The organism is Olleya marilimosa CAM030, from assembly GCF_000518485.1.
GTDB lineage: Bacteria > Bacteroidota > Bacteroidia > Flavobacteriales > Flavobacteriaceae > Olleya > Olleya marilimosa.
In genome coordinates this window covers 285,402-311,074 of record NZ_JADR01000001.1, presented here as the reverse complement: position 1 = coordinate 311,074, position 25,673 = coordinate 285,402, and the positions used below count along the sequence as shown (strand labels likewise).

The 25,673-nt window shown below is 31.4% G+C and carries 21 protein-coding genes and 1 tRNA gene; 16 read left to right on the top strand and 6 right to left on the bottom strand.

Annotated features, from left to right (window positions below; all coding sequences use genetic code 11):
• Positions 1–4: 4 nt before the first annotated feature.
• The 5 genes from M890_RS0101530 to M890_RS0101510 all read left to right on the top strand — a co-directional run bounded on the left by M890_RS0101530 (position 5) and on the right by M890_RS0101510 (position 3,319).
• Positions 5–547 (top strand): glutathione peroxidase, encoded by a 543-nt coding sequence (locus M890_RS0101530; RefSeq protein WP_028281823.1) that lies wholly within the window; start codon positions 5–7, stop codon positions 545–547.
• Positions 544–1,005: a TspO/MBR family protein gene (locus M890_RS0101525; protein ID WP_028281822.1), complete on the top strand. Its 462-nt coding sequence runs from the start codon at positions 544–546 to the stop codon at positions 1,003–1,005. The genes M890_RS0101530 and M890_RS0101525 overlap by 4 nt, the downstream gene beginning before the upstream one ends.
• A gap of 10 nt (positions 1,006–1,015) precedes the next feature.
• On the top strand, positions 1,016–1,477 hold the full coding sequence (locus M890_RS0101520) for an SRPBCC family protein (RefSeq protein WP_028281821.1): 462 nt from the start codon (positions 1,016–1,018) through the stop codon (positions 1,475–1,477).
• A gap of 3 nt (positions 1,478–1,480) precedes the next feature.
• Positions 1,481–2,785 carry a cryptochrome/photolyase family protein gene (locus M890_RS0101515; RefSeq protein ID WP_028281820.1) on the top strand — a complete coding sequence of 435 codons (1,305 nt, stop codon included), beginning with the start codon at positions 1,481–1,483 and terminating at the stop codon, positions 2,783–2,785.
• Between the two features lie 174 nt (positions 2,786–2,959).
• Positions 2,960–3,319: a nuclear transport factor 2 family protein gene (locus M890_RS0101510; RefSeq protein ID WP_028281819.1), complete on the top strand. Its 360-nt coding sequence runs from the start codon at positions 2,960–2,962 to the stop codon at positions 3,317–3,319.
• 65 nt (positions 3,320–3,384) lie between these two features.
• Here M890_RS0101510 and M890_RS0101505 read toward each other — a convergent pair whose 3' ends face one another.
• The 4 genes from M890_RS0101505 to M890_RS0101490 all read right to left on the bottom strand — a co-directional run bounded on the left by M890_RS0101505 (position 3,385) and on the right by M890_RS0101490 (position 6,124).
• Positions 3,385–3,768, bottom strand: a complete 384-nt coding sequence (locus M890_RS0101505; RefSeq protein ID WP_028281818.1) for a lipocalin family protein — start codon at positions 3,766–3,768, stop codon at positions 3,385–3,387.
• A gap of 5 nt (positions 3,769–3,773) precedes the next feature.
• Complete coding sequence (murA, locus tag M890_RS0101500) at positions 3,774–5,090, bottom strand: UDP-N-acetylglucosamine 1-carboxyvinyltransferase (RefSeq protein ID WP_028281817.1); 1,317 nt, start codon at positions 5,088–5,090, stop codon at positions 3,774–3,776.
• A gap of 8 nt (positions 5,091–5,098) precedes the next feature.
• A complete protein-coding gene (locus M890_RS0101495) occupies positions 5,099–5,758 on the bottom strand; it encodes a DUF4290 domain-containing protein (protein ID WP_028281816.1) in 660 nt (219 codons plus the stop codon).
• Positions 5,759–5,830: 72 nt separating this feature from the next.
• The gene (locus M890_RS0101490) at positions 5,831–6,124 is read right to left on the bottom strand and encodes a DUF493 family protein (protein WP_028281815.1); all 294 of its coding nucleotides are present in this window, start codon (positions 6,122–6,124) and stop codon (positions 5,831–5,833) included.
• 89 nt (positions 6,125–6,213) lie between these two features.
• Between M890_RS0101490 and M890_RS0101485 the strand changes: the two genes are divergently transcribed.
• The 5 genes from M890_RS0101485 (at position 6,214) to M890_RS0101465 (ending at position 10,749) form a co-directional block, all read left to right on the top strand.
• Entirely contained in the window at positions 6,214–6,756 is a 543-nt protein-coding gene (locus M890_RS0101485) for an AAA family ATPase (protein WP_028281814.1), read from the top strand.
• Positions 6,756–8,657, top strand: a complete 1,902-nt coding sequence (locus M890_RS0101480) for a RecQ family ATP-dependent DNA helicase (protein WP_028281813.1) — start codon at positions 6,756–6,758, stop codon at positions 8,655–8,657. The genes M890_RS0101485 and M890_RS0101480 overlap by 1 nt, the downstream gene beginning before the upstream one ends.
• Positions 8,654–9,604 carry a methionyl-tRNA formyltransferase gene (gene fmt, locus M890_RS0101475; protein WP_028281812.1) on the top strand — a complete coding sequence of 317 codons (951 nt, stop codon included), beginning with the start codon at positions 8,654–8,656 and terminating at the stop codon, positions 9,602–9,604. Before M890_RS0101480 ends, fmt begins: the two co-directional genes overlap by 4 nt.
• A gap of 192 nt (positions 9,605–9,796) precedes the next feature.
• A complete protein-coding gene (locus M890_RS0101470; protein ID WP_028281811.1) occupies positions 9,797–10,069 on the top strand; it encodes an HU family DNA-binding protein in 273 nt (90 codons plus the stop codon).
• A gap of 119 nt (positions 10,070–10,188) precedes the next feature.
• Positions 10,189–10,749 carry a YqgE/AlgH family protein gene (locus M890_RS0101465; RefSeq protein WP_028281810.1) on the top strand — a complete coding sequence of 187 codons (561 nt, stop codon included), beginning with the start codon at positions 10,189–10,191 and terminating at the stop codon, positions 10,747–10,749.
• On the opposite strand, the gene M890_RS0101460 is transcribed toward M890_RS0101465, so the two are convergent.
• Together M890_RS0101460 and M890_RS0101455 are read right to left on the bottom strand one after the other, a co-directional pair.
• Entirely contained in the window at positions 10,746–11,588 is an 843-nt protein-coding gene (locus M890_RS0101460) for an aminotransferase class IV (RefSeq protein WP_028281809.1), read from the bottom strand. The two genes, M890_RS0101465 and M890_RS0101460, sit on opposite strands and share 4 nt — an antisense overlap.
• Before the next feature lie 52 nt (positions 11,589–11,640).
• Complete coding sequence (locus tag M890_RS0101455; protein ID WP_028281808.1) at positions 11,641–12,027, bottom strand: START-like domain-containing protein; 387 nt, start codon at positions 12,025–12,027, stop codon at positions 11,641–11,643.
• 142 nt (positions 12,028–12,169) lie between these two features.
• On the opposite strand from M890_RS0101455, the gene M890_RS0101450 reads away from it, so the two are divergent.
• From M890_RS0101450 to M890_RS0101425, 6 genes are all read left to right on the top strand, one after another.
• Positions 12,170–12,243 (top strand) — tRNA-Met (locus M890_RS0101450).
• A gap of 202 nt (positions 12,244–12,445) precedes the next feature.
• Complete coding sequence (locus tag M890_RS0101445) at positions 12,446–13,219, top strand: XRE family transcriptional regulator (protein WP_028281807.1); 774 nt, start codon at positions 12,446–12,448, stop codon at positions 13,217–13,219.
• Positions 13,216–14,547 (top strand): exonuclease domain-containing protein, encoded by a 1,332-nt coding sequence (locus M890_RS0101440; protein ID WP_028281806.1) that lies wholly within the window; start codon positions 13,216–13,218, stop codon positions 14,545–14,547. The genes M890_RS0101445 and M890_RS0101440 overlap by 4 nt, the downstream gene beginning before the upstream one ends.
• 464 nt (positions 14,548–15,011) lie before the next feature.
• Positions 15,012–15,527, top strand: a complete 516-nt coding sequence (locus M890_RS0101435) for a GNAT family N-acetyltransferase (protein WP_028281805.1) — start codon at positions 15,012–15,014, stop codon at positions 15,525–15,527.
• Positions 15,528–16,077: 550 nt separating this feature from the next.
• Complete coding sequence (locus tag M890_RS0101430) at positions 16,078–20,754, top strand: M14 family zinc carboxypeptidase (protein WP_028281804.1); 4,677 nt, start codon at positions 16,078–16,080, stop codon at positions 20,752–20,754.
• A gap of 177 nt (positions 20,755–20,931) precedes the next feature.
• Positions 20,932–25,584 carry a DUF8693 domain-containing protein gene (locus M890_RS0101425; RefSeq protein ID WP_028281803.1) on the top strand — a complete coding sequence of 1,551 codons (4,653 nt, stop codon included), beginning with the start codon at positions 20,932–20,934 and terminating at the stop codon, positions 25,582–25,584.
• Positions 25,585–25,673: the final 89 nt, after the last annotated feature.

Below are 25,673 nucleotides of genomic sequence, written 5' to 3'. Positions count from 1 at the left end.
AAACATGAATCCATTTAAAGCATTTGTTGCTACATTTTTTAGTAGAAGTAATTCTAAAATAGATTTAAAAAATCTACCTAGTATTTACGATATTAAAATTAATAATTTACAAGGCAAACCAATATTATTAAGCAATTTTAAAGGCAAATATATCTTATTTGTAAATGTTGCTTCTAAATGTGGTTTTACACCACAATACAAAGATTTACAACTTTTGCACGACACGTATAAAGAAAAATTACAAATTATAGGTGTACCATGTAATCAATTTGGAAATCAAGAACCTGGAGATGCTAATGCTATAGAGGAATTTTGTGAAGTAAATTACGGAGTTTCTTTTTTGATTACCGAGAAAATAGATGTTAAAGGACAAAACCAACATCCTTTATATGCTTGGCTTACACAACAACAAAAAAACGGTAAAAGTAATTCTTCAGTAAAGTGGAATTTTCAAAAATATATTGTTAGCCCTAAGGGACAGTTGATAGACTACTTATACTCTACTACTAACCCAAACAGCTCTAAAATCACAAAATATTTAAAATGAAGCAACTTTTACTTTTCTTAATGTTTAGCGTCATTAATTTTGGTGGATTAGCTTTTGGAAGTTGGTTAATGGATAATGGTCCTTTATCAGATTGGTACACTAATTTAAACCAAGCACCTTGGACTCCTCCTGGTTGGATTTTTGGTGTTGCTTGGACAATCATAATGTTATGTTTTTCGGTTTATTTATCCAAATTGTTTACAGTAATAAAAACTAAACAACTAATAACTGTTTATATCTTACAAGTCATTTTAAATGTTAGTTGGAATTTTATATTTTTTAATTTACACCAAGTATTATTTGCCTTAATGACCATAATACTGCTTACTGTTGTTATTTTCTACATGTTTTTTAAATATAAAAAAACTGCTAATAACATCAGCTTCTTATTATTGCCATACATGGTTTGGCTATTAATTGCTACATCTTTAAACGCTTATATTTTAATATATAATTAGACTAATTATTATGAAAATTTATCGACTACATAAAAAACAAAACTTACCCATAAGTAAAGCGCAAGCTTGGGATTTTTTATCAGATCCAAAAAACCTTAAAACAATAACTCCAGATTACATGGGATTTAATATCTTGTCTGGAGCTGACAGACCCATGTTTGCAGGTCAAATTATACAGTACATTGTCACACCAGTTTTAGGTATAAAAACAAAATGGGTAACAGAAATAACACATGTTAAAACAGGTGAATATTTTGTAGATGAACAGCGTTTTGGACCTTATGCCTTATGGCACCACAAACACTTTATTAAAGAAATTGATGGTGGTGTAGAAATGGAAGACATCATAGATTACAAAGTCCCTTTTGGCTTTTTAGGACAGCTAGTACATCCAATAATAGTAAAACCTAAACTAGAAGAAATTTTTAATCACAGAACAAAAAAATTAGAAGAACTTTTTGGAAAATATTAATACATGAAAACACCCTTAAACATTTTTTGGTTTAGACGCGATTTAAGATTAGATGATAATGTTGGTTTTTTAAACGCTTTAAAATCTGACCATCCTGTATTACCAATTTTTATATTTGACAAAGCCATATTAGACCATTTACCAAAAGATGATGCTCGAGTAACCTTTATTTATAATACGTTACAAAACATGCGTAATACATTGCAAGAAGAGCATCAAAGTAGTATAGCAATGTATCATGATAATCCAAAAGATGTTTTTAAAACTTTAATGGATGAGTACACTATTGATACGGTTTTTACAAATCACGATTACGAGCCTTATGCAACCAAAAGAGATAAGGAAATAGAGGAAATACTTTCTGAAAACAAAATCAAATTTAAAACCTACAAAGATCAAGTTATTTTTGAAAAAGATGAAGTTGTAAAAAAAGATGGTGACCCTTATGTTGTTTACACACCATACATGCGTGTATGGAAAGAAAACTTTAAATCACTTGAATTAGAGATTTATTATACTAACTCGTATTTAAACAATTTAGTAGAACATACAAGATTGCCAAATTTAAGTTTGTCCGATATTGGTTTTACAAAATCATCACAAAAAATAGAAGACTACACAGTCACGCCAACATTAATTCAAAATTACGAAGCTACTAGAAACTTTCCTGCTAAAGATGCCACTTCAAAACTAGGACCTCATTTGCGTTTTGGAACGGTAAGCGTTAGAAAAATGATTAAAAAAGCTATTGCTGAAAACAATGAAATTTTCTGGCAAGAACTAATTTGGCGAGAATTTTTCATGCAAATATTATGGCATTTTCCACACACTCACAAAGAAGCTTTTAAGGCAAAATATGATCGTATAGAATGGCGTAATAATGAAACTGAATTTAAAGCTTGGTGTGAAGGCAAAACAGGTTATCCTTTAGTAGATGCTGGAATGCGACAACTTAACCAAACAGGGTTTATGCATAATCGCGTACGTATGTTAGTGGGTAGTTTTTTGTGTAAACATTTATTAATAGATTGGCGTTGGGGAGAAGCTTATTTTGCCGAAAAACTTCATGATTATGATATGTCTAGTAACGTTGGTAATTGGCAATGGGTAGCTGGATCAGGTGTTGATGCCTCACCATATTTTAGAATATTTAATCCAACAACTCAAATTGATAAATTTGATAAACAACATAAATATATTAAACAATGGGTTCCGGACTATCAGGAACTTACCTATCCACAACCTATTGTTGACCATAAGGAAGCTAGAGAACGTTGTCTAAAGGTGTATAAGGAAGCGGTTGGCTAATCTCTTGTATATTTGACCTTTAAAATAATACAACTAGCGTTTATTAGTAATTTTAAATACTAATAACAGTAATATTTAACAATACTTTCTAAACATCAATACACTCACAATTAAGTATTAATAAATTGATTTACAATTTATTACTATCTTTATATTCAAATAAAATCAATTATTATGAATACAAATGAAGTTGCCCAACAATGGGCTAATATGTGTAAAGAAGGTAAAAACTTAGAGTGTATTGAAAAATTATATGCAGACAATGTGGTTTGTAAAGAAATGCCAGGAATGCCAGGAGAAATAACCTCTGGAAAACAAAATATTTGGAATAAAAGTAAAGAATGGCTAGAAAATATGGAAGCGTTTCATGCTAGTTCCATTAGTGAACCTGTTGTGGCAGGTAATTTTTTTACTGCAAAAATGTCTTTTGATTGTACATTTAAAGACAGAGGAAGACAACAAATGGAAGAGGTTTGTGTTTATGAAGTTAAGGATGGTAAAATAGTTAGTGAGCAGTATTTTTATAATATATAGTAAGTCTAATACCTTTTTAAAACTAAAAAAAGCTTCAGTTTTTAATTGAAGCTTTTTTTATAATTTTATTTTCTTTTGAAATAAATTTCAATAACAACGTCCTCTTCTTTATTTACTGATTTCATAATAAGATTTTCGTTATCTAATTTCACTATTTTGTATTCTTCTTCAGGAACATATTCTTCTTTAACTGTTAGTATATTTTCATCTTCATTATATGTCCAAGTTCCAGAATGTTCAGTATCAATAGTGCCTTCATTAGTTATATACGAATTAACTATTCCATTTTCCAAAAATTCAATATAATTCCTGTCTTCTTCTTTTTCTTGCTCAACTGTATTGACCGTTACTTTATCAATTTCCCATTTACCTAATATCTTATCTATTGATTGAAAAGATAATAATGTAAATACTAATACTATAATTAATGGTGTTTTTAAGCTTTTCATAGGTATTAATTTCCTTCTAAACGTTCTATTTTTGCTCCAATAGCTTGTAAACGTTCTACAATTTTTTGGTAACCTCTATCTATTTGTTCAATATTATGTATTGTTGATGTTCCTTTAGCAGATAAGGCAGCAATTAATAATGAAATACCTGCTCTAATATCTGGAGACACCATTGTTGTTGCTTTTAACTGAGACTTGAAATCATGACCCATTACTGTTGCTCTGTGTGGATCGCAAAGTATTATTTTTGCTCCCATATCTATAAGTTTATCTACAAAAAACAGACGACTTTCAAACATTTTTTGATGTACTAAAACTTCTCCTTTTGCTTGAGTAGCTACTACTAAAACAATACTAAGCAAATCTGGCGTAAATCCAGGCCAAGGTGCATCTGCTATTGTTAAAATAGAACCGTCAATATAGTTTTGTATTTGGTAACCATCTTTATGTGCTGGAATATAAATATCATCTCCTTTTCTTTCGACAGTAATTCCTAATTTTCTAAACACATTAGGTATTTGACCTAAATCATCCCAACTTACATTTTTAATAGTTAGTTCACTTTTAGTCATTGCTGCTAAACCAATCCAACTACCTATTTCAATCATATCAGGTAGCATTGTATGCTCTGTTCCGCCTAAGCTATCTACACCTTCAATGGTTAGTAAATTAGAACCAACACCAGAGATTTTTGCTCCCATGCGGTTAAGCATTTTGCAAAGTTGTTGCAAGTAAGGCTCGCAAGCTGCATTATAAATAGCTGTAGTACCTTCTGCTAAAACAGCAGCCATAACAATGTTAGCTGTACCTGTTACTGACGCTTCGTCTAAAAGCATATCTGTACCAATTAATTTATCTGCTTCAACACCGTAAAAATAGTCTTCACGATTGTATCTAAATTTTGCTCCTAAGTTTATAAACCCTTCAAAGTGAGTATCTAGTCGACGACGCCCAATTTTATCTCCTCCTGGTTTTGGGATATACCCTTTACCAAAACGTGCTAATAAAGGTCCAACCATCATGATTGACCCTCTAAGTCCACTACCCTCTTTTTTAAAATCGGCAGTTTGCATGTAGTCTAAATTTACTTCGTCTGCTTGAAACGTGTAAGTTTCGTCTTTTATCTTATTAACCTTAACGCCTAAATTTCCCAAAAGGGTAATTAATTTATTAATATCAATAATATCAGGAATATTATTTATGGTTACTTTTTCTGGAGTTAATAAAACTGCACATAATATTTGTAATGCTTCGTTTTTTGCGCCTTGAGGCTGTATATCTCCTTTTAATTGGTGACCACCTTCAATTTTAAATGTTCCCATAAATAGTATTAGTATCTTTTTCTGTTTCTATTTTGATTATTGTTTTTCTTTTGTCCTGATTTTTTATTAGAACTATTAGAATACTTTTTACCACTAGAGGCTTTCATTAATCTAGTCGAGTCGGTTAAATCTTCGTCTGTATTTTTTAAATTAATTTTACCATCAGACAATTCATATAAATGATCATAAATCACATCATCTTCAACAGTGTCTTTATTCCAATTTAAAAAACACTTTTTCATGTGGTTAGCAATGGTATAAGTCAATGCTTCCTTCATTTCTCCATCTTCCCAAGTATTAGCAACATCAATCATGGTTTTAATATTATTACCATAAAAACGATATTTTGGAAAATTTTGAGGGTATTTTAACGGTTGAGGACGTTCTGATAATTCTTCTTTTGATGGTGCTCCATAAGGAGAGTCTGCATCCAACTCAAAATTTGACATAATAAACAGTTGATCCCATAGCTTATGCTGAAAATCTGCTACATCGCGCAAATGCGGTTGCATGTTTCCCATGACTGCTATTATAGATTTAGCTAGTTTATTACGCTCTTCTTTAGTCTCTTGTGCTTTAGCATGATTAATCATTTTTTGGATATGGCGTCCATACTCTGGAATGATTAAATGTTCACGCTCTGTGTTGTACTCTATGTCGTCTATCAAAATAAAAAAAGTGTAGAAATTTATATGTGTTGCATTGAAGTCTCTAATGCTTGTGCAAAATACAAAAAAAATCTAAAGACTAATCACGCCTTCAACTTTTTCTGTAACTTCTAGATACTTTTCTATAACATGTTCAGGATTTCTCATTGTTACATTAATAGATATACTTGTATATTTACCGTTGCTAGACTCTTTAGTTTTTATTACTGATCCCATATTATCAAATATAGCTTCAACTTCGGCAATTTTTTGTAAATCGGATAATACAATAAATTTGTACAAATATTCATTTGGCCACGTTGCTGTGTCCTCTAATTGCGACTTTAATTTTGCGTAAAATTCTTCTGGATTTGGTGTCTTGTTCATACCTATTTTATAAGCAACAAATATACCATTTTGTTTATATTTTTTTTTAAAGAATATATTTCGGATTTTTACAAATAAATTATTTCCCTTTGAAAGCAAAAAAAATAGTAATTACAGGAGGTCCAAGTACCGGAAAATCGGCAATCATAAACGAATTAACTAAGCGTGGTTACACATGTTACGAAGAGATTTCTCGTCAGGTAACACTAGAAGCAAGAGAAAAAGGTGTTGATCAAATGTTTTTAACACAACCTTTGTTATTTAGTGAGCTACTATTACAAGGTCGTGAGCAACAATATTTAGATGCAGTAAATAGTGATAGTGAATTTGTTTTTTTAGACAGAGGTGTTCCTGACGTTGTGGCATACATGGATTATGCAAATGAAGCCTATCCAGATAATTTTGTACAATCTTGTAAAGATAATATTTATGACTATGTCTTTATTTTAGCACCTTGGCAGGAAATTTACCAAAGCGATGCTGTGCGTTATGAAAGTTTTGAAGAAGCCAAAATCATACATCAAAACCTTTTAAAAACTTATAAAAAATACGATTACCACTTACAAGATGTCCCGTTTGGTAGTATAGAGACTAGAGCGCAACATATAATTGATGTTGTTAAAGCATTATAATGACACATCCAATAAACATATTAGAACGTTATTGGAAATTTACGGATTTTAGACCATTACAGGAGGATATTATTAATGCTGTAATTAATAATGAAGACACTTTTGCACTACTTCCAACAGGAGGCGGAAAAAGTGTTTGTTTTCAAATTCCTGCTTTAGCAAAAGAGGGTATTTGTATTGTAATATCACCATTAGTAGCTTTAATGAAGGATCAAGTTAATGCGCTTTTAAATAAAGGTATTAAGGCTATTGCTTTGACAAGCGGAATCTCAAATAAAGAAATAGACACACTTTTAGACAATTGTATTTACGGTAATTATAAGTTTTTATACTTATCTCCAGAACGTTTACAGCAAGAGCTAGTGCAAGATCGTATTAGACAGATGAATGTAAATCTAATTGCTGTGGATGAAGCCCATTGCATTAGTCAATGGGGAAACGATTTTAGACCTGCTTATAAAAACATAAACATATTACGTCAATTACATCCAACAGTTAACCTTATAGCTTTAACAGCAAGCGCAACGCCAGAAGTGGTTGAGGATATTATAACCGAATTGGATTTTATTAGTCCAAAAGTATTTAAACAATCTTTTTATAGACCAAATATTGCTTATATGGTTTTTGAAGAAGAAGATAAATACTTTAGACTTGAAGCCATTTTAATTAAAAACAAACAACCCTCTATTATTTATGTTAGAAACAGACGTTTAACATTAGAAATAACGCAATATTTAGAAAGTAAAAATATTACAAGCACATATTATCATGGAGGATTAAATAATACAGTTAAAGACCAACATTTAAATGATTGGTTAAGTAGTAAAAAGCAAGTCATGGTTGCTACCAATGCTTTTGGAATGGGAATTGATAAATCTGACGTAAAGACAGTCATACATATTAACTTACCTGATAGCATTGAAAGTTATTTTCAGGAAGCTGGACGTGCAGGTCGTGACGAAGCTAAAGCCTATGCTGTAATATTAAAAAACAAAAATGATAACATCGCTTTAAACAATCAATTTTTAAAAGTCTTACCAACTGTGGATTTTGTTAAAATTGTGTACAGAAAATTATGCAGCTATTTTCAAATATCCTATGGTGAAGGCTCTTACCAAACTTTTGATTTTAATTTTAATGACTTTTGTAAAACATACAAGTTTAATACTGTAACCACCTATAATACTTTAAACATATTAGATAATACAAGTGTTATTACTTTAAGTAAGCAGATTAATAAACGTATAGAAGTACAATTTTTAATTAGTAGTCATGCTTTATTTAAATATTTAGATTCTCATAAAGATTTTGATATTATTATAAAATCCATTTTAAGAACCTATGGCGGAATTTTTGAGCACAGTACTAAAATTAATAGTAGCTTAATATCAGATAAAGCAGGAATTAAAGAAACACGACTTATTAATGTTTTAGAACAATTAGCAAAAGACGAAATCATAACATTACTAATCAACAAAACAGATGCTCAAATAACGTTTATCGAGCCTCGTGAAGACGAAAAAACCATAAACCGTATCGCCTCTATTATTACACAACAAAATACATTAAAGCAAAAACAAGTTAAAGCAGTATTAGATTACGTTAACAATGATCAACTTTGTAAAAGCATACAATTATTAACTTATTTTGGAGAGAAAAATATAGAACCTTGTGGGATTTGTAGTGTTTGTATTTCCGCGAAAGCGAAACCTAAAACAGACTTTAAAATAGTTAAAAACAAAATAATTGAAAGCTTGGAATTTGGAGACAAAAACTCTAAAACCTTATTTACAACGTTACCTTTTACCGAAGCGGAAATTAATAAATCACTAAAAACACTATTAGAAGAAGACATTATTGTAATTACTAAAACTAATAGTTATAAATTAAAGCACATATGAATAAAGATATAAAAATTGTATTTATGGGTACACCAGAATTTGCGGTAACGACCCTTAAAACTATTTTAGACCATAACTATAATGTTGTTGGTGTTATAACAGCACCTGATAAACCTGCTGGACGTGGACGTAAAATGCACGAATCCGCAGTTAAAGTTTTTGCAAAACAAAAAGGCTTAAATATACTACAACCTACTAATTTAAAAAGTGAAGCTTTTTTAAAACAACTAGAAGCTTTGGAGGCCAACCTTCAAATAATAGTCGCTTTTAGAATGCTACCTAAAGTTGTTTGGGATATGCCAAAGTATGGTACTTTTAATTTACATGCCTCTTTGTTACCTAATTATCGTGGTGCTGCACCAATAAATTGGGCAATCATTAATGGCGAAACAAAAACAGGTGTATCAACCTTTTTTATAGACGAAAGAATTGATACTGGCGAAATGATTTTACAACAAGACATAGCGATTGATCCCTCTGAAAACGCAGGAAGTCTACACGATAAATTAATGATGTTAGGTAGCGACTTAATAATAGATACTATAAAACTTATTGAAAAAGGTGATGTCACAACAACACCACAACCAGAAGATGCTATTTCTAAAACAGCATACAAACTTAACAGAGACAATTGTAAAATAGACTTTACGCAACCAATTGATGCTATTTACAATAAAATTAGAGGACTAAGTCCATATCCTGCTGCTTGGTGCGAATTACACAATAATAAAGAAATCTTAGATATCAAAATTTACAAAGCAGAAAAAGAACTAGAGGACCATAACATGGAAATTGGTACAATTATTAGCGATAAGTCCACACTTAAAGTATCTGTAAAAGAGGGTTTTATAAATATTTTAGAAATAAAACTACCAGGAAAACGCAATATGGAAGTAAAATCTCTTTTAAATGGTTACAATTTTGACGAAGACGCAAAACTTCGCTAAACCCTTAGTATCATTGATATTACTATAAACCATTAAAAAAACGTCATCTTTATTAACAAATGCTATAAGTTATTAACAAATGTGCGCATTTCCCTTGCTATTACTTGCATAGTAGCATAATCCGTATAAATTTGTAAAAGGATTTAACAAAAACTGTTAATCAACTATTTATTAATAATTAAAATTAAAATTATGAACAAAACAGATTTAATCGATGCTATGGCAGAACACGCAGGAATTACTAAAGCAGCTGCAAAGAAAGCTTTAGAATGTGCGTTAATCGAAATTGAAGGATCTTTACAAAAAGGTAATAGAGTTTCTTTAGTAGGATTTGGTTCTTGGTCAGTATCTAAAAGAGCTGCAAGAGACGGAAGAAACCCACAAACTGGAAAAACTATCAAAATCAAAGCTAAAAACGTTGTTAAGTTTAAAGCTGGTTCTGATTTAGCAAATGCTGTAAACTAGTATTTGTTTAAAATATTTCAAAAAGCCTTCATTATTGAAGGCTTTTTTTATTTTATATCCTCCATAAACTTTGTTTATTAAATAAATAATACTACATTTAAAAAACAAATCCTTTTAAAATGACTACAACCAAACCAAAAAAGGGTGACTTATTAATCGCAGAGCCTTCTATTATAGGAGATATGTCTTTTAATAGATCTATAGTATTACTTACAGATTATAATAAAGAAGGTGCTATAGGTTTTATTCTTAACAAGCCCTTAAATTATACTATAAGCGATTTAATTCCCGAATTAGATGCGTCATTTAAAGTCTACAATGGTGGACCTGTAGAACAGGACAATTTATATTTTATACATAAACGTCCAGACTTAATACCAAATAGTGTAGAAATATCTTTAGGTATATTTTGGGGTGGAGATTTTAATGTCGTTGCCAACCTTATTGCTGAACAAAAAATCACAGCTAATGACATTAAATTCTTTTTAGGTTATTCTGGTTGGGAAAGCAACCAATTAGAAACCGAACTAAAATCTAACGCATGGGTTGTGACTAAAAACACTTACAAAAAAGATATTATTGAAAAAAACTACGAAACTTTCTGGAAAGAAAAAATGGTAGAACTTGGTGGTGACTACTCCATTTGGTCTAATGCTCCAGAAAACCCAAGTTATAATTAGCCTATTCTAACTTTAACGTTAAGTTTTTGTAATAACATTTTAGCGACCTCATTTTTAAACACCTTTTTTCTGTACTTAGTAATAGGTTGTATGCCTTTAATAACATTTGTTATAAACAATTCATCTGCCTTTTGAAGCTCAAAAGGAGAAATAGAGGCTTCCTCAATCGTATAATCTGGTAACAGTTTAATTATATCTACTAATTGCTTTCTTAAAATACCTTTTAAACAGCCATCACTTAATGGTGGTGTTTTAATTATATTTCCTTTTACTAAAAATAAATTTCCATTTAAGGCTTCTACAACACTTTTATTGGTATTAATTAACAAACAGTTATCTAATTTATTTTCTCTTGCATAAATGCTTCCTATTACATTTAAAGCTTTATTATTTGACTTAAGTGTTGTCAATAAGCTTGGAGATAAATAATGGTCTTTATACAAGTCTACCTCATAATTATTATCGTTTAAAAGATAAAAATCACTATCTATCTTTTTAACACTAATTATAAAGTTAATATTATTATCCTCAGGTAAATACAATCCACCTTCTACTCTATCAATTTGGATTTTAACACGAGCAGATTGTGTTTTTAAGTTGTTTGCTTCTAAGGTGTTTACAATTTGCTCTTCAATAAATTCCATCGTAAAATCCATAGGTATTTGCATTCGCATTATACGCATGGATGCCATTAATCTAAAATAATGATCCTCAAAAAATAATAATTTACCGTGAACAGCTTTTATAGTTTCAAAAAGTCCATCTCCATAAGAATACCCACGATTATTATTAGAAATTACTAAATTATTTTCTTGAAGTTTACCGTTAAAATTTATCATAAAAAAAGTCCCATTTTTCAATGGGACAAATATACTTTAAATGTATTTATTTTTATGCAGAACCTAATACTTGTTTTAAATCAGAAATTTGATTAGTCCATAACATTTTAGCTTCATCAACCTCATCTTCTTCTGCAAAGTCTGTAATAATTATGGATACATCTTTTGTTATTTCATCAACTTGAATTTTTATTTCGAAAAAATATGGCTCATCTTCATCCGCTAACCATTTAAACTTAATACGTTCACCGGATTTTTTTGTAACTAATTTAGCCTGCTCCTCAGAACCATCCCAAATAAATTTATATAATTCTCCTCTAGAATTTACATTATCAGCAAACCACTCCGACAACCCTGAAGGTGTCGATATATATTGGTATAGTAATGATGGTGAAGCATGTACAACAAACTCCATCTCGTACTTAATTTTATCTTCCATTTAATTGTAGTCTTGTAATATTTATTTTGTCCAATATATACATTAATTAATAAGTTTAGAAAATATTTCAAATAAAAATTTTTATTTGAAATATTGTTTGCTAACACGAATAATGTTTTTATATTTGCACTCTCAAAATTATGGCGAGGTAGCTCAGTTGGTTAGAGCGTTGGATTCATAACCCAGAGGTCACGAGTTCAAATCTCGTTCTCGCTACAAAATTTATACATTAAAAATCAACGGTTTAGTCTTCTAAACCGTTTTTTTTATGCTTAATTTTAAACAGATTATTACATTTGCATACGAAAGTGAATACGATAGTGCATACGATTTTAAGTATAATTTTGGTATAAATAATTAGTGTTAATTTAAATCAAAACTACAAATACAGCCTAATATTGCCTATATTTGTAGCACTATGAATTACATCGCTACCAATATAAAACATTTAAGAAAACTTAAAAAGCTATCTCAAGAGAGACTTGCCGAAGAGTTAAATGTTACCAGATCCCGAATTGGGTCCTACGAAGAAAACCGTTCTGCACCAACTATTGAATTTTTAATTGCGTTTTCGGATTATTATAAAACACCTATAGATATTTTACTGCGTAACGATTTGACTAAAACCAAAGACTTCTCGTTTATACAATTAAAGAATCAGCGTGTCTTGTTTCCAATTACAGTTGATGATGATAATGAAAATTTAATAGAAATTGTACCTACCAAAGCTTCGGCTGGATATTTAGCAGGATATGACGATCCCGAATATATTGAGCAACTTCAAAAAATAAAATTGCCTTTTCTTCCTACAGGAAAACATCGTGCATTTCCTATTAAAGGAGACTCCATGTTACCAATGAAGGATGGCTCGTTTGTAATTGGTCGTTTTGTAGAAGATAGAAGCGAAATTAAAAGTGGTCGCACCTACGTACTGGTGACTTTAAATGATGGTATGGTTTATAAACGCGTGAATAATACTATTGATTTAAACAACTCATTATTACTAATGTCAGACAATAAAACCTATAATGATTATAGTGTACCAATAGATGAAGTCCTAGAAATTTGGGAATTTACTTGCAGTATTAATACACAAGAATACACACAAGAAGAATTAAAAATTAGTAGCATTCTGGGTATGTTTAATGAGTTGGGTGTCGAATTAAAAGCTTTAGAGAAGTCTATAAAATGATATATACTATTATTGATGTTGAGACTAGTGGTAAAAGCAACAAAATTACCGAAATCTCTGTTTTTAAATATGATGGCACACAGGTAATTGACGAGTTTACCTCTCTAGTTAATCCAGAAGTATATATACCAGATTACATTACGTCTTTAACAGGTATTGATAACGCTACAGTTGCGGATGCTCCTACGTTTGCAGAAGTGGCAAATGATATTTTAGCTATAACTGAAGGCACTACTTTTGTAGCGCATAATGTTAATTTTGACTATAATGTTATTAGAAATGAATTTAAGGCTTTAGATATTGATTTTAATAGAAAAAAACTATGTACTGTCCGTTTATCACGAAAGCTATTACCAGGTCATAAATCGTATAGCTTAGGAAAATTATGCAAGTCTTTAGACATTACTATTGTAGACAGACACAGAGCAAGAGGTGACGCAGAAGCAACCGTTATTTTATTTGAAATGTTACTTAATCAAGAAGCAGCAGATAAAGTATTTGCTGATTTCTTGAAAAAATCATCTAAAGAAGCTACCTTACCTTCCCACTTACCTACCTCTGTTTTTAATAAATTACCTAATTCGGCTGGTATATATTATTTTAAAAATAAAAAAGGAGAGATTATATATATAGGCAAAGCTAAAGACATTAAAAAACGTGTTTTAAGTCACTTTTACAGTAAAGCGCAAAAATCCTTAGACCTATGTCGCAATACTGCTGATATAGACTTTGAGTTATCAGGAAGTGAGCTTATTGCATTATTAATGGAAGATGCAGCAATTAAGCAGCACTATCCAGAATATAACGTCGTATCCAAACGAACTCCAAAAGCCTATGCTATTTTTAATTACGAAGATAGACAAGGCATTACACACCTAGCGTATAATACATTAAAGGCTACCCCAAATCCAATTGAAACATTTTCTAATGTTACGGATTGTAGGCTGTATCTAGAACAACTTTGCACAAAGTTTGCGTTATGCCCAAAATTTTGCCATTTACAAGATGGTGTTGTACAATGTTCGCATTATAAAATAACAACTTGTAAAGGTGTTTGCGCAAACCAAGAAAGTGTAACTGATTATAATTTACGTGTCTCCTCAGCAATTGATTACATTAATAATAACAAGGAAAACGTAGTTTTAAAACAAAAAGGCAGACATAATCAAGAAGAAGCATTTGTGTTAATTAAAGATAATATCTACTTAGGCTATGGCTTTATTGACAAGTCTGAACAAATCAATAATCCTGAAGATTTAGAAACCTTTTTGATCCCACAAAAAGAAAACTTTGATGTTTGGAAGATATTGCGTAGCGTTTTAAAGTAATATTTATTAAGATTTGATAGTCTGTCTTAAATCTATCTAAAGTCGAACTTTTATTTTATAAATACGGTATTTATAATTGTATGAAATCCAATAGCATGATATAAAAAATTGAACTACTTTATATCCTGCAGCAAAAAATTAAATACAGATATTATAACTTCAATTTAAGACGCTAATTTCTTTATTAAAAACACCTAAAGTATTATTCTAAACCAAACATTATTTTTGATTGTACTATTTTGTAAAATGCAATAACCCTGTTTGATTTAACTAATGGTCATTCATCTGGAAAAGATAACAATCTCTTTTAAAAATAGAATTAAGGCAAAGACAGCTTTTAATTAATATTTAAATAATTCACCTTAACACATTAATTCTGAATTAATATTTTAACGTACATAAAACATAAACACCTAATTTTGGAAAAAAAATAATACACACTACAACTTAGTATTTTAAGATCAATGATTAAAATTATAAAGGCAACTTCTGAAGATTCAGATATAATTGCAACATTAGGACAACAGACTTTTAGAGAGTCTCATGGTAACAGTGCGCCAAAGGAAGATATTGATCGTTTTATTTTAAACACCTACAATACAGACACTATTTTTAAAGAGTTTGAAAACAAAAAGGCATTATACCATTTATTGTATTACGATAACCAATTGGCTGGATTTTCTAAAATCCAACTACAAACGCCTAACGCAAATATTAGCAACGAAAACATCTCCAAATTAGACAGAATTTACCTCTTAGAGGCGTTTCAAGGTAAACAATTAGGCGTTAAATTATTGGATTTTAATATTGCACTCTCTAAGCAACATAATCAAAATGGATTATGGTTAGTCGTATGGGTAGAAAACAAAAAAGCCATTCAGTTTTATAATAAAATGGGCTTTAAAATAGCTGGTGCTTATAATTTTAATATTTCAAAAACACATAGTAATCCTAATCACGTTATGTTTTTAGAGTATTAATTACAATTTTTTAACTATAACCACAAGGTGTTTACAAGCGTAAAACACCTTTTTTTATGCTAAAAAAGCAAACAAGTAAATCTGTAAACGACTAATTACAATGATAATAACAACATTTATCTACAAAATTGAGTTTTTAACACATATTAATCTAACGGTATTACGTGATATTACAAATTTGTTCATAAAAGATTTATTAAATAGACTAAAAAATTAAGGTTAACTAAATACTACTTAACATTTCAACTGAATCAAAAAAAAAAAGGCTGTAAAAAAGTAAAGAAACCTCTTACTTTTTATCCAAAAATCATGAGTTTTTAAGACACAATTATAAAATTAAGTTAACAAAAATTGCAGTTTATCGAATATTTTTACAAATTTTTACACTTTATCGATAAAAAATGCTTTTTGTAAATCGCTTATTTTCAATATTTTAACACTAAAACGTGTATTTTATCGTATTTTTATGCACTTAAAAGAGTTATTTCGTAATATTTTTCTTAGTTTAGCGGTCTAATTATAAAATCCTTTACACCTCAAACCAACAACAATGAATAAAATTACATTACTTATTCTTATTACACTTACTTGCACCTTCTCTTTTTCACAAGAAAAACATTCACGAGTTAAAATCATAAAACCAAATCAAAGTATAATTAATACAATTGCGTCGCATGGTATTGATTTAAGTTGTGGATCAAAACATGACAACGAGGATTTAATAATTGAAATCTCTCAAGACGAAATAAACCTGTTACAACAAAGTAATATCCCTTTTTCAATTGAAATTGACAACTTAGAACAATTTTATGTTCAAAGAGCCAAAAAAGATTTACCATTAGCACAAGCACAATTAAATGCTGCTAAAGCTAGTGCAGCAAATTATCAAAGAGCTTCTATTTCTAATGTGGTTATGGACAACATAATACAATACACTGGATGCGATGAGATTGATTTTGCAGTTCCTCAAAATTTTAACCTTGGGTCAATGTCTGGATGTCTAACTTTTCAGGAAATGAAAGATGAGTTAGATGATATGCGTCAATATTCTGAAGATAACGAATTGGACATTGTATCTATTAAAGCTAATGCATCCTCTTCAGGTCAAAAAACATGGGGAAATCCAACTAATAACTATGTTAATCAACAAAACAATGGACCTACAACCTACTCTGGTGTGGGATCTACACGTTGGGATCCTGAAACTATTTATTACATAAGAATAACTGGAGATGAAAGCACAAGTCCTGAAGGCTCTAAACCACAAATGTTATTTACATCAATGATCCACTCTAGAGAGGTAAGTGCATTAATGAATAATATATATTTTATGTGGTACATCATTGAAAACTATGACACTGATCCTGCAATAAAAGAGTTAGTTGATAATAACGAATTATATTTTGTACCAGTTGTAAATCCTGATGGGTTACGCTGGAATGAAACCTTAAATCCTTCTGGTGGAGGACTACAACGTAAAAATCTAAGACCTAATACAGGAGGTACTGGTAGCAATCGTGGTGTTGATTTAAATAGAAACTTTGATTACTTCTGGGCCTATAATAATATTGGATCCTCTGGAACTGCTTCTAGCGGAACCTATAGAGGTCCTGCACCTGAGTCTGAGCCTGAAACCCAAATTATGGTCGATTTTATTACGTCTAGAAATATCAAATCTGGTGTATGGAATCACTCATATGCAAACTCGGTTCCTCATCCTTATGGTGGAATACCAAATGCTAGCACAGGACGTGAAGACGAGTATTACAGATGGCATGAAGAAATGACCAGATATAACAGATACCTTTATGGAGCAACTATTTTTTACGAATCTAACGGTTTACCTGACGATTGGATGATGGGTGGAGCTGCTGACAATAACAACTCGACAGGTTCTGGTCAAGGTATTATTGCAACTACTCCAGAGCATGGAAGCGAAGGTTTTTGGCCAACTCCATCGACCATCATTCCAATAGCACAACAATCTATGCGTATCTCTTTAGCGACTGCTTATTACGGAGGGAAATATGCCAAACTACACGATTTAACACAAAGTAACATTACATCTCTATTCGGGAACAGCCTAGATTTTGGTATAGAACGCATTGGACAAACAGCAAGCGATTTTACTGTAACGGTTACTCCAATATCGTCTAATATTGCAAGTATTTCTTCTCCTATTACAGAAACAGGAATGGCTGTACTTGAACAAAAAAAAGTAAGCTTTACAATAAATTTAAATCCTAGTATTTCACCAAACGAAAGAATAGTATATAACGTCAAACTATCTAACGATTTTGGAGTAATTTATGAAGCTGTTTATGAAAAATATTACCAACCAAACATATTGTTTCAGCATAATCCTGATACTGATGGATTGACAGGTTGGACACAAACTGGAGGATGGACTACTACAACAAACTCATACGATGGTAGTAGTGCTATAAGCACAGGATCTTATACTGCTAATGCTTCAAAAACATTAACAACGACTAATAGCTATGATTTTTCAAATTCAGATGAAGTAACTATTCAATTTTACTCTAAATGGGATATAGAAAGAAATTATGATTTTGCAGAAGTTTTAGCTTCTCCAGATGGTGGATCAAGTTGGATTTCGCTTTGCGGAAATTATACTAAACCTAATGCAACAAGCGCAACAACTAGCCATGATAACAAAAGTAACACTTATGCTAACTATCAAGCTAATAGTGCTGGGCAAATATATGATGGTGACCGAATGGATAACTGGGTTATGGAAGAGTTTTCAATTGACAGTGATTATGCTTCAATTTTAAATTCTGACAATGTAAAAATTAGATTTAACTTCAGGACTGACGCATTAAATGTTAATGAAAATTACTCAACAACTAATGATGGTTTTTTTATTGATGACTTCAAAATTATAGGCATCACTTATGCTTGTGAACCTACAGTACCTACCAACGTAACTGTGACAAATATTACAACTGCTACTGCAGAAGTTAATTGGGATGCTGGTGTATTAGCATCTTACGATTTACGTTACAGAGAAACAGGTTCTGGATCTGCTGGATGGACAACCATTACAGACATTGCAACTAATAATTATACTATTTATGGCTTAAATGAGGCTACAGATTATGATGTTAGAGTAAGAACAAAGTGTACTTCTAGTAATTCTAATTACAGCGCAATAACTAATTTTACAACAACGACCTCTGCTCCTTGTACAGGAACAGCAATTGCTACTTTTCCCTACACTGAAAGTTTTGAGAATACATTAGGTGTTTGGACAGATCAAACCTCACCTACTGACGACTTTGATTGGACAATTAAACTACAAGAAGGCGATGGTAATTCTACACCATCAACAGGCACTGGACCTTCTATAGCATCAGATGGTACTTACTTTATTTATATAGAAGCATCAGACCCTAACTTTCCTAGCAAAACAGCTAGCTTATTAAGTCCATGTATAGATTTTTCTGACAGAGAAAATGCGTCATTCACTTTTGATTACCACATGTTTGGAGCTTTTATTGGTGTATTAACAGTAGATGTAAGTACAGATAATGGTGCATCTTACGTTACCTTAAGTGATTATACACTTTCTGGTAGTCAACAAGCTAGCCATACAGAAGCTTGGAAAACTCAAATTGTTGACTTATCATCTTTTGATGGTCAAGTTATTAAGTTAAGATTAAGTGCTACAACTAGCTCTAACGCAGTTGATGGATGGTCTGGAGACATTGCAATAGATAAAATAGGGATTACATCCGACGTCGCTAGCTCTGCGCCTCCAGTTGCTAATTGTCAAAATATAAATGTACAATTAGATGCTACCGGAAATGCAACAATAACAGCATCACAAATAGATAATGGATCAACAGACGATGTTGCAATAACAACCTACAGTATAGACATAGACACTTTTGACTGTTCTAATGTTGGTACTCCTGTTACCGTAACTTTAACTGTGGAAGATGCAGATGGTCAAACTGATACTTGTACAGCTACTGTAACTGTATTAGACCAAATTAAGCCTGTATTTGCTAATGTTCCAGAAAATATTGTCTTGACTTGTGGCACTAATAACCCAACTTGGACAGATCCAACTGTAACAGATAATTGTGATAATACGTTAACAGCTAACAGAACAGACGCTACTGGATTAAATAGTGGAGATACTTTCCCTAACGGAATAACAACAATTAGTTACAACGTGACAGATGGGTCAGGTAATACTGAAACAGCATCTTTTACCGTAAATATAGTAGTAGACAACACAAATCCTGTAGCTAATACACAAAATATAAATGTGCAATTAGACCAAGACGGAAATGCAACCATTACTCCTGCTGATGTTAATAATGGATCAACAGATGATTGTGCAATTGCTTCTTACAGTCTATCACAAACCAATTTTGATTGCTCTAATATTGGAGAAAACACAGTAACTCTTACAGTTACAGACACAAATGCTAATATTGATACAGCAACTGCAACCGTTACCATATTACAACAAGATGCACCAGCAACTGCTTGTTATGAAACAGCAACTTACAACTCGAGCACTTGTACTTGGGATGTTACAGGTACACCGCCAGAACCTATTATTACAAATGTTTCTATCTGCTCTAACGAAACCTACACATGGTCAGTTAACAGTGTAACATACAATGGTGCAGATGGAGATACATCTGTTACAGTAACTGGTTCTGGATGCGATGCAGATCAAACTTTAAACATTACTGTAACACCTGCTACTAACACGTATTATGCAGATTTTGATGAAGATGGTTTTGGAGACGCAAGTAACTCAATATTAACATGTACGCAGCCTATTGGATATGTAACAGATAATACGGACTGTGACGACACTAATGACACTGTCTATCCTGGAGCTACTGAGATTCCGCAAAACGGAATTGATGAAGACTGTAATGGATCTGACGAAACTGAAACTTTAGGAGTTACTGAATTTGCAAATGATAATATAGTTGTTAGTCCTAATCCTTTTAATGCGTTTATTGATATTAAACTTCCAACTAGATTAAATAACGAAACTATATCTGTTTCAATATTTGACTTAAATGGTAGAGTGATATACAATAAGATAACGCAACCTACTAACGGAAAAATTAGACTAAATCAATTAGAAAGCTTAGAACAAGCTCCTTACTTTTTAAGAATTTCTGATTCTAAAAACACGTTTATTCAAACTCAAAAACTAATTAAATTTTAAATAGAAACAACCTAAAAGCAAGCTATAAATACTACAAACCGTTTAAAGCAAAAAACTATCCATTCGTCGACAGATAAATGCTTTCTAACTAAATTCAACCTATTTACTGCTTGCTTAAATTTAAATTTGCATCATATTAACAAAAAAAGATTTCCCCTCAAATCGACCTTTTAAATTATGAAAAACTTTACCCTCAACAAAACCCTACTTATTATTTTAGCTGTATTCAGCTTAGCTAACAGCTATAATGTGTTGGCTCAAACCGAAACGACTTTAGGATTCTATGATTTTGAATCTGGAACGCAAGGTTGGACCCAGTCCACTCAAGCATACAGAGCAACTAATACCTTTTATGCTTACGATGGAAATACTAGTTTTTGGTTAAGAGATAATTTGGGTAACAACTCTTCAATGACTTCGCCTTCTTTTTATGTTGGAGCATATGACAAAATTGATTTTAAATTTTTCTTTACTACCTATAGTATGGAAAATGGTGAGGACTTCTTTGTAGAATATAAGGCTGGAAATATAATTGGAAGCGGTAGTTGGCAAACAGTTGCTAGATTTGTTAGTGGAAGTGTAGCAAATAAAAATGGTGACTTTCAATCAGGTAATTCAACTATATTTTATAGTAAAACAGTAACATTAATGGCTACTGATTTTAATTTTCCTACAATAGGATCTGGTACATTCAGGATAAGATGTGATGCAAGTGATACTAATGATTATGTAATGATAGATAATATCACAATTACTGGTACAACTTTTAACAATCCAACTACTGGTCCTGGAGGTGTCGTTAGTAATTTAGACTTATGGTTAAAAGCAGATCAGTTAGATGGATCTAATTATGGATTAGATGGTGCAAACGTTAGTAAATGGGTAGATAACGGAAAAGGAAATAATGCAGAAGTTGTTGTAGCAGGACAAGAACCAGTTTACAGAGATAATGCATCAAAAAACATGAATTTTAATCCGGTAATCGAGTTTGAAAACAACAACAATACCTCTCAAGCAGATATGACCTATTTGACAAATAGGGATGAGTTAAAGGGAACTGGTGGATTTAGTACTAATGATGTTTTTGTAGTCTTAATGCCAGATCCAGAAATCACAACTTCAATGATACCTTTGGATACTTTTACTGGATCGGATCCATTAACAGATAGTTTTACTGAGGATGTTACAGGTTTTGGATATGGGTCTTATACAGCAAGAGTAACTAATGAACGTCTTTCCTTTTGTATAGGTACGACCAGTGAAACACCATCAAATCCAACCGAAAATGGTTACGGAATAGCTGATACAAATTCAGGGACTGACTACAATCAAATACAAATTATTAATGTTAGACAAAACAATGCTAACAATAATATGGAGTTGTACTTTAATGCCAATCAAGTTGGAAATGAAACTAATGACCTTTCAAGATACGCAACTATTAATAATGGTAGATATTGGTTAGGTAGAAGTCAATATTGGAATGGTAGTTTTGATGGTAGAATTGCAGAAGTAATTACTTATAACTCTAGAAAATCAGACAACAACTTAACACAAGAACGTAACAGAATACAGTCGTATTTAGGTATAAAATATGGAATCACTTTAGGTGTAAACGGTATCTCTCAAGATTATGTTGATAGTCAAGGAAATGTAATTTGGGATCAATCTGCAAATGTTGGTTACAACTATGATATTGCAGGAATTGGACGTGATGATAGTGCTGAGTTAGACCAAAGACAATCAAGAAGTATAAATTCTGAATTAGATGCTACAGGAGAAACTAGAGGGTTAATTACTATAGGGTTAACTGACATTTACGACACTAATAGCTTAAACAAAGCGTCAAACCCTGTGTCCTTAAATAATCGCGAATACCTAACATGGGGAAACAATAATGCAGATTTAAATGCAGCTCCAGAGGTAATAAGTGTTGACATGAGTAGTGGTATACCAGGCCTATCAACTTTAGTTAGTTTTTTAGGTATGCAACGTATTTGGAAAGTAGTAGAAAATGGTGGTGATATTGGTAAAGTAAAAGTTTCAATACCTCAAAATGCAATTAGAAACATTACGCCTCCAGGAAGTTACTATATGTTTATTTCGGATACTCCTGTTTTTGACCCAACTGCTGACTACAGATTAATGACCTTAAATGGGACTAATCTAGAGACTAGCTACGATTTTGATGGAACAAAATACATAACATTTGGATATGCATCACAAGTAGAAGTAACAAGATCTGTTTATTTTAATGGAGCCAATAGCTACATGGACATGGACAATAATTTAGATTTAAACCCTTCTGCTTTTACAGTTTCAGCTTGGATAAAAAGAGAAGCAAGTGATACTGGAACAAAATCTATTATTTCCAAAAGAAATAATCCTTTTAACTCAGGATACGACCTTCAAATTATGAATAATAATCGTATTAGAATGTATTGGAAAAATGGTAGTAATCAAATATTAACTAGTAATACAAGAATTCCTGATAATGAGTGGCACCATATAGCTTTTATTTATAATGGCACAATATTATATTTATATATTGATGGTGTATTAGATAAATCTGCAAACAAATCTGCTCCTTTAAACACAGACGAATCGTTTTTAGTAGCTGCTGCATCAAAAACGTCAACTACACAATTTTTTAGAGGAAACATTGATGAAATTAGAGTTTGGGATACTGATTTAAGCATTAATCAAATCCGCTACTTAATGAATCAAGAAATTGAAGACAACGGTTCGTTTACTAGCGGAAAAATAGTACCTAATACAATTACTAATAATGAAGTGGCAGCATTACCTTGGAGTAATTTAAAAGGATACTACCCAATGTCTATTTACACCTATACTAATACTAACGATGCTTCAGGAAGCAATATACAAGGTGCTTTAAAAAACTTAAATACTGTAGACTTTCAGACTGCACCTTTACCATACACAACAAGTGCATCTGGTGATTGGGAAAATAATAGCACATGGACTAATGGTAATACCTTCTACATTCCAGGATCTACATCAATAGTAGATGCAGATGTTACTGTAGATTGGAATATAGTAGAAATAAGTCATGACGTAACTTTAGATAATAGCAACTTACCAGCTATTAACAATGATAACAGAACTGTATTAAGTTTAAATGTTATTAATAATACACTATCAGTAAATGGTGATAACAATTTAAATACAGGGTATGGATTAACTGTATCTCACTATTTAAAATTGGATGGTAAAATAGATTTACAAGGTGAGTCACAATTAATTCAATCTTTAAATAGTGATCTAGATCCATCAAGTACAGGAACTATTGAGCGTGACCAACAAGGAACAAAAGACTTATTTACATATAACTTCTGGTCATCTCCAGTTGGTGTAACAAATAATAGTACTAATAACAATGCCTATACTTTACCTCAGGTATTTAAAGATGGTACTGACCCTAATAATCCGGTTGACATAAACTTTATAACTAATAGTTACAATGGTACTTCAGGATCACCAATTGGTATTGCAGATTATTGGATATGGAAATATTCAAACCAATCTGGAGCTTATGCAGACTGGCAACATGTTAGAAGCACAGGGTCACTTTTAACAGGAGAAGGATTTACATTAAAAGGAGTTACTAATACTGGTAATGATTTGTCACAAGAACAAAACTATGTTTTTGTAGGTAAACCAAACAATGGTGATATTAACCTACCAATTACTGCAGGAAACGAATATTTAGTTGGTAATCCATATGCATCAGCATTAGATGCGCACCAATTTATAATGGACAATGCGCCAACAATTGAAGGCGCAGGAAGTACAACTGGAACATTATACTTCTGGGAACATTGGGGAGGAGGATCTCACAATTTAGCAGATTACCAAGGTGGATACGCTACTTATAATTTATCAGGATCAACTCCTGCTGCAAGTTATGGTACTAATGATCCGTTAGTAGCTACGGGTGGTACACCAGTTAAATTACCTGGTCGTTATATACCAGTATCTCAAGGATTTTTTGTTAAAAGTGAAAACACTGGTACAATCAGATTTAATAATGGACAACGTATTTTTGAAAAAGAAGGAGTTTCTTCAGTATTTGTAAGATCTACTGCTGATGCTGCTACAACAGCTAACAGTTACAATGCTGATACTAGATTAAAAATTAGATTAGGCTTTAATTCTGTTAACACTGTGCACAGACAATTATTAGTGACTCAGGATAGTAATGCTACTTCTACTTATGATTGGGGTTATGATGGTGAAGCCAAAACAGAGCAAATGGACGATATGTATTGGATGATTAGCGATAATAAATATACAATCCAAGGTACAGACGTAATAGACCATTCTACTATTTTACCATTAGGACTACACGTTGATAATGATGGAATAAATACTATTACTATTGATGCTTTAGAAAATGTTCCAGATGATTTAGACATTTACATCTACGACAACGTAACAAATATTTATCATGATCTTAGACAAGGAGATGCTACTTTAGATTTAACAACTGGAGCTTATTTAGATAGGTTTGATTTAAGATTTAGCCAAGTATCTAGTCTATTATCTACAGAAGATTTTGAAATAGAAACAACAATTAACTATTACTATGCAAATAGCTCTAATACAATAGTGATAAACAACCCTAAACTAGAAAATGTAAAAACGGTAAGTCTTTATAATGTTTTAGGACAAGAAATTATTTCTTTTGATGAATTTGAATCTTCTGATTTAATTGAATTAAAAACTAATAAAATAAGTACTGGTACTTATATATTAGAAATAAAAACAAATGATGGTAAATTATCTAAAAAAGTTTTAATCGAATAAATAGCCCAAATCTACTTTATTCTTATTATCTGAAAAAACCAAGACAGCTGTCTTGGTTTTTTTTATTTTCTTTATTAAAACATCTAACA

Bases quoted from the DNA above. Each gene is read 5' to 3' on its own strand.
- M890_RS0101425 (WP_028281803.1), top strand. From the start codon at position 20,932: ATGAAAAACTTTACCCTCAACAAAACCCTACTTATTATTTTAGCTGTA.
- M890_RS0101480 (WP_028281813.1), top strand. From the start codon at position 6,756: ATGACACATCCAATAAACATATTAGAACGTTATTGGAAATTTACGGAT.
- M890_RS0101440 (WP_028281806.1), top strand. From the start codon at position 13,216: ATGATATATACTATTATTGATGTTGAGACTAGTGGTAAAAGCAACAAA.
- M890_RS0101460 (WP_028281809.1), bottom strand. From the start codon at position 11,588: ATGATAAATTTTAACGGTAAACTTCAAGAAAATAATTTAGTAATTTCT.
- M890_RS0101430 (WP_028281804.1), top strand. From the start codon at position 16,078: ATGAATAAAATTACATTACTTATTCTTATTACACTTACTTGCACCTTC.
- M890_RS0101455 (WP_028281808.1), bottom strand. From the start codon at position 12,027: ATGGAAGATAAAATTAAGTACGAGATGGAGTTTGTTGTACATGCTTCA.
- M890_RS0101520 (WP_028281821.1), top strand. From the start codon at position 1,016: ATGAAAATTTATCGACTACATAAAAAACAAAACTTACCCATAAGTAAA.
- M890_RS0101470 (WP_028281811.1), top strand. From the start codon at position 9,797: ATGAACAAAACAGATTTAATCGATGCTATGGCAGAACACGCAGGAATT.
- M890_RS0101525 (WP_028281822.1), top strand. From the start codon at position 544: ATGAAGCAACTTTTACTTTTCTTAATGTTTAGCGTCATTAATTTTGGT.
- M890_RS0101445 (WP_028281807.1), top strand. From the start codon at position 12,446: ATGAATTACATCGCTACCAATATAAAACATTTAAGAAAACTTAAAAAG.
- fmt (WP_028281812.1), top strand. From the start codon at position 8,654: ATGAATAAAGATATAAAAATTGTATTTATGGGTACACCAGAATTTGCG.
- M890_RS0101530 (WP_028281823.1), top strand. From the start codon at position 5: ATGAATCCATTTAAAGCATTTGTTGCTACATTTTTTAGTAGAAGTAAT.
- M890_RS0101435 (WP_028281805.1), top strand. From the start codon at position 15,012: ATGATTAAAATTATAAAGGCAACTTCTGAAGATTCAGATATAATTGCA.
- M890_RS0101515 (WP_028281820.1), top strand. From the start codon at position 1,481: ATGAAAACACCCTTAAACATTTTTTGGTTTAGACGCGATTTAAGATTA.
- M890_RS0101505 (WP_028281818.1), bottom strand. From the start codon at position 3,768: ATGAAAAGCTTAAAAACACCATTAATTATAGTATTAGTATTTACATTA.
- M890_RS0101510 (WP_028281819.1), top strand. From the start codon at position 2,960: ATGAATACAAATGAAGTTGCCCAACAATGGGCTAATATGTGTAAAGAA.
- M890_RS0101490 (WP_028281815.1), bottom strand. From the start codon at position 6,124: ATGAACAAGACACCAAATCCAGAAGAATTTTACGCAAAATTAAAGTCG.
- murA (WP_028281817.1), bottom strand. From the start codon at position 5,090: ATGGGAACATTTAAAATTGAAGGTGGTCACCAATTAAAAGGAGATATA.
- M890_RS0101465 (WP_028281810.1), top strand. From the start codon at position 10,189: ATGACTACAACCAAACCAAAAAAGGGTGACTTATTAATCGCAGAGCCT.